Genomic DNA, 5,020 nt, shown 5'->3' with positions numbered 1-5,020 from the left:
AGGGAAGTAAAGAGGTTGGATTCACGATTGTCTCCATCTCACTCTCTCTTGTTGCTGTATTTATTCCGCTCTTTTTTATGGAAGGACCTATCGGACTTCTGTTTAGAGAATTTGCAGTTGTTGTCACCCTCTCGATTCTGGTCTCTGCCGTAGCCTCCCTCACTATTGTGCCCATGCTCTGTAGTCGATTTCTCAAGGAGCAGCATGGCGAATCAAAAAGCTATCCACTCACGAAGGGCTTTGATCGTATATTTACGTGGTCTCTCAATACCTATACTCACTATTTAGATCTAGCGCTAATCAATAGAAAAAAAGTATTGTGGGGCACTATCGCTACTTTTATCCTGACTATTGCTCTCTTTGCATTCAGCCCCAAAGGTTTCTTTCCAGAGGAAGATATTGGCCAACTCCGCATTACGGTTGAAGCAGCCCAAGATACTTCGTTTAAAACGATGCTTGAATTACAAGATCGTGCCGCAGTAATCGTTGATGAAGACCCGAATGTAGCAACATCTATCTCCATTCTTGGAGGAGGTATGAGCTCTGGACGAAATACTGGTAGATTCTTTGTGATCCTGAAACCCAAGAGCGAACGCCAGAAGATGAGTAAGGTCATGGAGGGCTTGCGGACTAAATTTAAAGAAATTCCTGGTATTCAGATTTATATGAGTCCGGTCCAAAACTTACAACTTGGTGGTCGTAGCAGCAAAAGCCGCTATCAATATACGCTTCAAAGTGTAGGATTTGAAGGTGTGAACGAGTGGGCTGAGAAAATGCTCGAGAAGATGCGCTCTGATCCTATTTTCAGAGATGTCACCAGTGATTCACAGCTAAAAGGTTTAAACGTCAAAATTGATATTGACCGCGAAAAAGCAGCTAGTGCTGGCGTTTCGATTGCAGACATTCGAACAGCGCTTTACTCTTCATTTGGTGAGCGTCAAGTCTCGACGATTTATACGCCAGTCAACACCTACCGCGTTATTCTAGAGACCGCCGAGAACGATCGACAGTTTGAAACTGATCTTAATAAAGTCTACGTCCGAGGCAGATCGACTAATACACTGATCCCTTTATCAAGCTTAGCAACGTTTACACGCACAGTGGGACCCACCTCCGTAAACCATCAAGGTCAAATTCCCGCTGTGACCATTTCCTTCAATTTAGCGCCGGAAGTTTTTCTGGGAAATGCCACTAAAGCGATTGATAAGTTTGCAGAAGAAATTAAGCTGCCGCCCTCAATCATCACTAGCTATGGCGGTGACGCAGCAGTATTTAAAAGCAATCAATCCGGCCAAATCATTTTATTGCTTGGCGCTTTAGGGGTCATTTATGTTCTCCTGGGCGTCTTGTACGAGAGCTATATTCACCCTCTCACTATTTTGGCCGGCCTACCCTCTGCTGCGATTGGCGCCATTCTAGCCTTGCGAATTTTTGGATTTGAACTCACCATCGTTGCATCGATTGGCATTCTGCTGCTAATTGGTATCGTGAAAAAGAATGCGATTCTGATGATCGACTTTGCATTAGACGCTCAACGTAACCGAGGGCTTTCACCTGAAAAAGCAATTCGTGAGGCTTGTATCTTGCGCTTCCGACCCATCATGATGACAACCATTGCTGCTCTGATGGGTGCACTGCCGATTGCGCTTGGCTTAGGTGCAGGCGCTGAGCTGCGTCAACCTTTAGGCATTAGCGTAGCCGGTGGTTTAATCTTCTCTCAATTTGTTACCTTAATCATCACTCCAGTGATCTACCTCTATTTGGATAAATATGCGGGTAATGGACCTATGAACATCCCTGAATCTGTGTTGGAAGGCAGCTAATGCGTCAAGTTATTCTCGATACTGAAACTACTGGTCTTAATCCCGCAACTGGCGATCGTATTATTGAAATCGGTTGCGTTGAGATGGTGGGTCGTCGACTAACCGATCGCACTTTCCATTACTACATCAATCCTGAACGTGATATTGATGCAGGTGCTTTTGCAGTGCACGGACTATCTCGTGAATTCTTATCCGATAAGCCAGTATTTGCGAATATTGTTGAAGAGTTGATTGAGTTTGTTGATGGTGCTGAGGTAGTCATTCATAACGCAGCGTTTGACTTGGGATTCCTGGATAACGAATTTGCTTTGCTCAAGCGCCCCGCTTTCAGAGGTCTTGCTTCCAAAATCACTGACACTCTTCTCGATGCCCGTCAAATGTTTCCAGGTAAGCGCAATTCTCTCGATGCGCTCTGCGAACGCTTTGCCATCAGCAATCAACATCGCACCTTGCACGGGGCTTTACTTGATGCCCAGTTACTAGCAGAGGTCTATGTAGCGATGACGCGTGGCCAAGAAGATCTATCCATCGATCTGATTGACTACACCGTTGGCACCGATGCCTCTGGCCAAATGAAAGCCTTACCAAGCAAACTCAAACTCATGACTGCAAGTGAAGAAGATTGCCAGTTACACGAAAAAATCTTAGCTGAGATTGCAAAGGCAAGTAAAAAGGACCCCGTATGGAGTCCTTCTGCCGCAAGCAACTAACTGCATAGCTAAAACCAATTTAGATTTCGGCTGCGATCGCCTTACCCAAGTCATCCGTACGAGACTTGCCACCTAAGTCAGGCGTCAATGGGGAGTTATCTGCAGCCAGAACTCGCTCAATTGCATTGAAGATGGCCTTGCCTGCTTCTGGATAACCCAAGTGATCTAACATCATTGAGCCTGACCAGATCTGTCCAATTGGATTGGCAATCATCTTGCCAAAGATATCAGGTGCTGATCCATGTACCGGTTCAAATAAGGAGGGGAATTTTCCTTCTGGATTAATACTTCCTGATGGCGCGACTGCAATTGTTCCAGTGCATGCTGGACCCAAGTCCGACAAGATATCTCCAAATAAATTGCTGGCTACAACAACATCAAACCTGTCTGGGTTCATCACAAAGTGTGCAGCCAAGATATCAATATGGTATTTGTCCATTTTCACATCGCCAAATTGCTTAGCCATCGCCTCAACTCGCTCATCCCAATAGGGCATGGTGATTGCAATTCCGTTGGACTTAGTGGCAGAGGTTAAATGTTTTTTTGGACGACTTTGCGCAAGGTCGAAAGCATACTGAAGAATGCGATCCACCCCTTGTCTTGTAAAGATAGATTCTTGAATCACAAACTCTCGATCAGTATCTGGGAACATTTTCCCGCCAACACTCGAATATTCACCCTCGGTATTTTCACGAACGACGTAAAAATCAATATCCCCAGGCTTTCGGTTTGCTAAGGGGCATGGCACACCGGGCAACAATCGAACTGGTCGCAAATTGACGTACTGGTCAAAGCAGCGACGAAACTGAATGAGACTTCCCCATAAAGAGACATGATCTGGAAGAATGCTTGGCATACCGACCGCGCCAAAAAATATCGCATCGTATTGCATCAGAGTATCAAACCAATCATCCGGCATCATCTTGCCATGCTGGAGATAGTAATCACAGCTAGCAAAATCAAAATGATCAAACTGCATACCAATACCAAACTTTTGATTAGCAGCCTCTAATGCACGAATACCTTCTGGCATGACCTCTTTACCAATTCCATCACCAGCGATAACAGCAATTTTTGGGTTCTGAACTACTTTGTTTTTCTTCATTTAATGTCTCATCCGATCTTCAACATACATGGGTTTAGCTAATCGCCCGACGAATCTCATCGGTCTTGGGTTTGGAGCCGGTTACTGATTCTGTATCGTGCTCCGTCGTATTTTCAATTGTCTCAATTGCAGTCTCCTGCATCCGAATATTATCTTTTGGGCAAATCGGGGCTCCATAGGTAGCCCACTTCTTTAATAAGGTCACCTCATATCCACACTGAGCACATTTGGCTTTATTACGACTTGCATTGCTCGGTCTTGGTGGCGGGAAAACAATTGCTTGATGCGGATATGGGCCAAGCTCTTGGCTAATCATCATCAGACGCACCATCAACTCTTCGGTAGCATGAGCCATTCTGGCGGGGCCTTCTAGACCAACAGTCTGGGCGATGCCTTTAAAGTCCTCGCCGTGACCACTAAAGCAATCATCTACCGCATGACATAACTCATGAACCAGGGTATCTAAGAGCTGAACTGGATCATCCAACTTTGGAGAAATGAAAATTTCATTTACTCCGCCACCAGAGCGCTCGCGGGGCCAGCACTGCCCTAGCGTTGTTCTCGGACTGCTAGAGGCTGGAAATCCGCACGATACGCGAACGGGCGGAATTGCGTAGCCCGCTTTTGAAAATACAGGCTCTAAATGTCTTACGGCGTCTTCCAGCCAAGATTCTCGTACAGAATGTTGCTTCATGAATAACTCAGTGATGTTTTTATTAGGGATTGAATATGGGAAGGGACTCTATTATCGCTGCCCTACTTTGACATCACCGAATATAGCCTGAGCTTCACGTGGTAGACAGCGCCAGTAACGCTCATTTGAAGGCACCGTGCCACCTAAGGCTGCAGCGGCCTCCCAGGCCCATCGTGGCTTGTATAAAAATGCACGGGCTAAAGCAATCAAATCTGCATCTCCCTTTTGGAGAATATCTTCTGCTTGCTGAGGCTCTGTAATCAAGCCAACTGTCATCGTAGGCAAACCAGATTGATCTTTTACGATTTTGGCGAATGGAACTTGGTAATTTGGTCCTATCGCGATCTTTTGCAATGGTGAAATACCCCCCGATGAGATATGTACAAAATCACATCCCAATGGTTTGAGACGGGATGCAAAATCTGCAGTCTCCTGCGGAGTCCAACCACCCTCAATCCAATCGCTGGCAGAAATCCGAATGCCTAATACGCCTTGATATGCATTACGTACTGCTGCAAATAATTCCAAGAGGAAGCGGATGCGATTCTCAAAAGAGCCACCGTATTCATCAGTGCGCTGATTGGCGATTGGCGATAAAAATTGATGTAAGAGGTAGCCATGCGCCCCATGCAATTCGATCCCATCCACACCAATGCGCTCAGCACGCTGCGCCGCAACAACAAATGCT

Annotated in this window: 4 protein-coding genes and 1 pseudogene; 2 read left to right on the top strand and 3 right to left on the bottom strand. The window is 45.9% G+C overall.

Annotated features, from left to right (window positions below; translation table 11 throughout):
- Positions 1–1,823: efflux RND transporter permease subunit (locus B7Y67_RS10610; RefSeq protein WP_293598615.1), on the top strand; the 1,823-nt coding region annotated here is incomplete at its 5' end.
- Positions 1,823–2,533, top strand: a complete 711-nt coding sequence (dnaQ, locus tag B7Y67_RS10605) for a DNA polymerase III subunit epsilon (protein ID WP_215387670.1) — start codon at positions 1,823–1,825, stop codon at positions 2,531–2,533. The genes B7Y67_RS10610 and dnaQ, both read left to right, overlap by 1 nt.
- Before the next feature lie 19 nt (positions 2,534–2,552).
- Here the strand turns inward: dnaQ and B7Y67_RS10600 are convergent, their stop codons facing one another.
- The 3 genes and pseudogenes from B7Y67_RS10600 to B7Y67_RS10590 all read right to left on the bottom strand — a co-directional run.
- Positions 2,553–3,638, bottom strand: a complete 1,086-nt coding sequence (locus B7Y67_RS10600) for a tartrate dehydrogenase (protein ID WP_293598614.1) — start codon at positions 3,636–3,638, stop codon at positions 2,553–2,555.
- 34 nt (positions 3,639–3,672) lie between these two features.
- A complete protein-coding gene (locus tag B7Y67_RS10595; protein ID WP_293598613.1) occupies positions 3,673–4,332 on the bottom strand; it encodes a SprT family zinc-dependent metalloprotease in 660 nt (219 codons plus the stop codon).
- A gap of 51 nt (positions 4,333–4,383) precedes the next feature.
- Positions 4,384–5,020, bottom strand: a pseudogene (locus tag B7Y67_RS10590) (oxidoreductase); the annotation flags it as partial.

It is taken from the genome of Polynucleobacter sp. 35-46-11 (genome assembly GCF_002281105.1).
The sequence above is the reverse complement of the archived record's forward strand: the minus strand, read 5'-3'. Positions and strand labels throughout refer to the sequence as shown.

Bases quoted from the DNA above. Each gene is read 5' to 3' on its own strand.
- dnaQ (WP_215387670.1), top strand. From the start codon at position 1,823: ATGCGTCAAGTTATTCTCGATACTGAAACTACTGGTCTTAATCCCGCA.
- B7Y67_RS10595 (WP_293598613.1), bottom strand. From the start codon at position 4,332: ATGAAGCAACATTCTGTACGAGAATCTTGGCTGGAAGACGCCGTAAGA.
- B7Y67_RS10600 (WP_293598614.1), bottom strand. From the start codon at position 3,638: ATGAAGAAAAACAAAGTAGTTCAGAACCCAAAAATTGCTGTTATCGCT.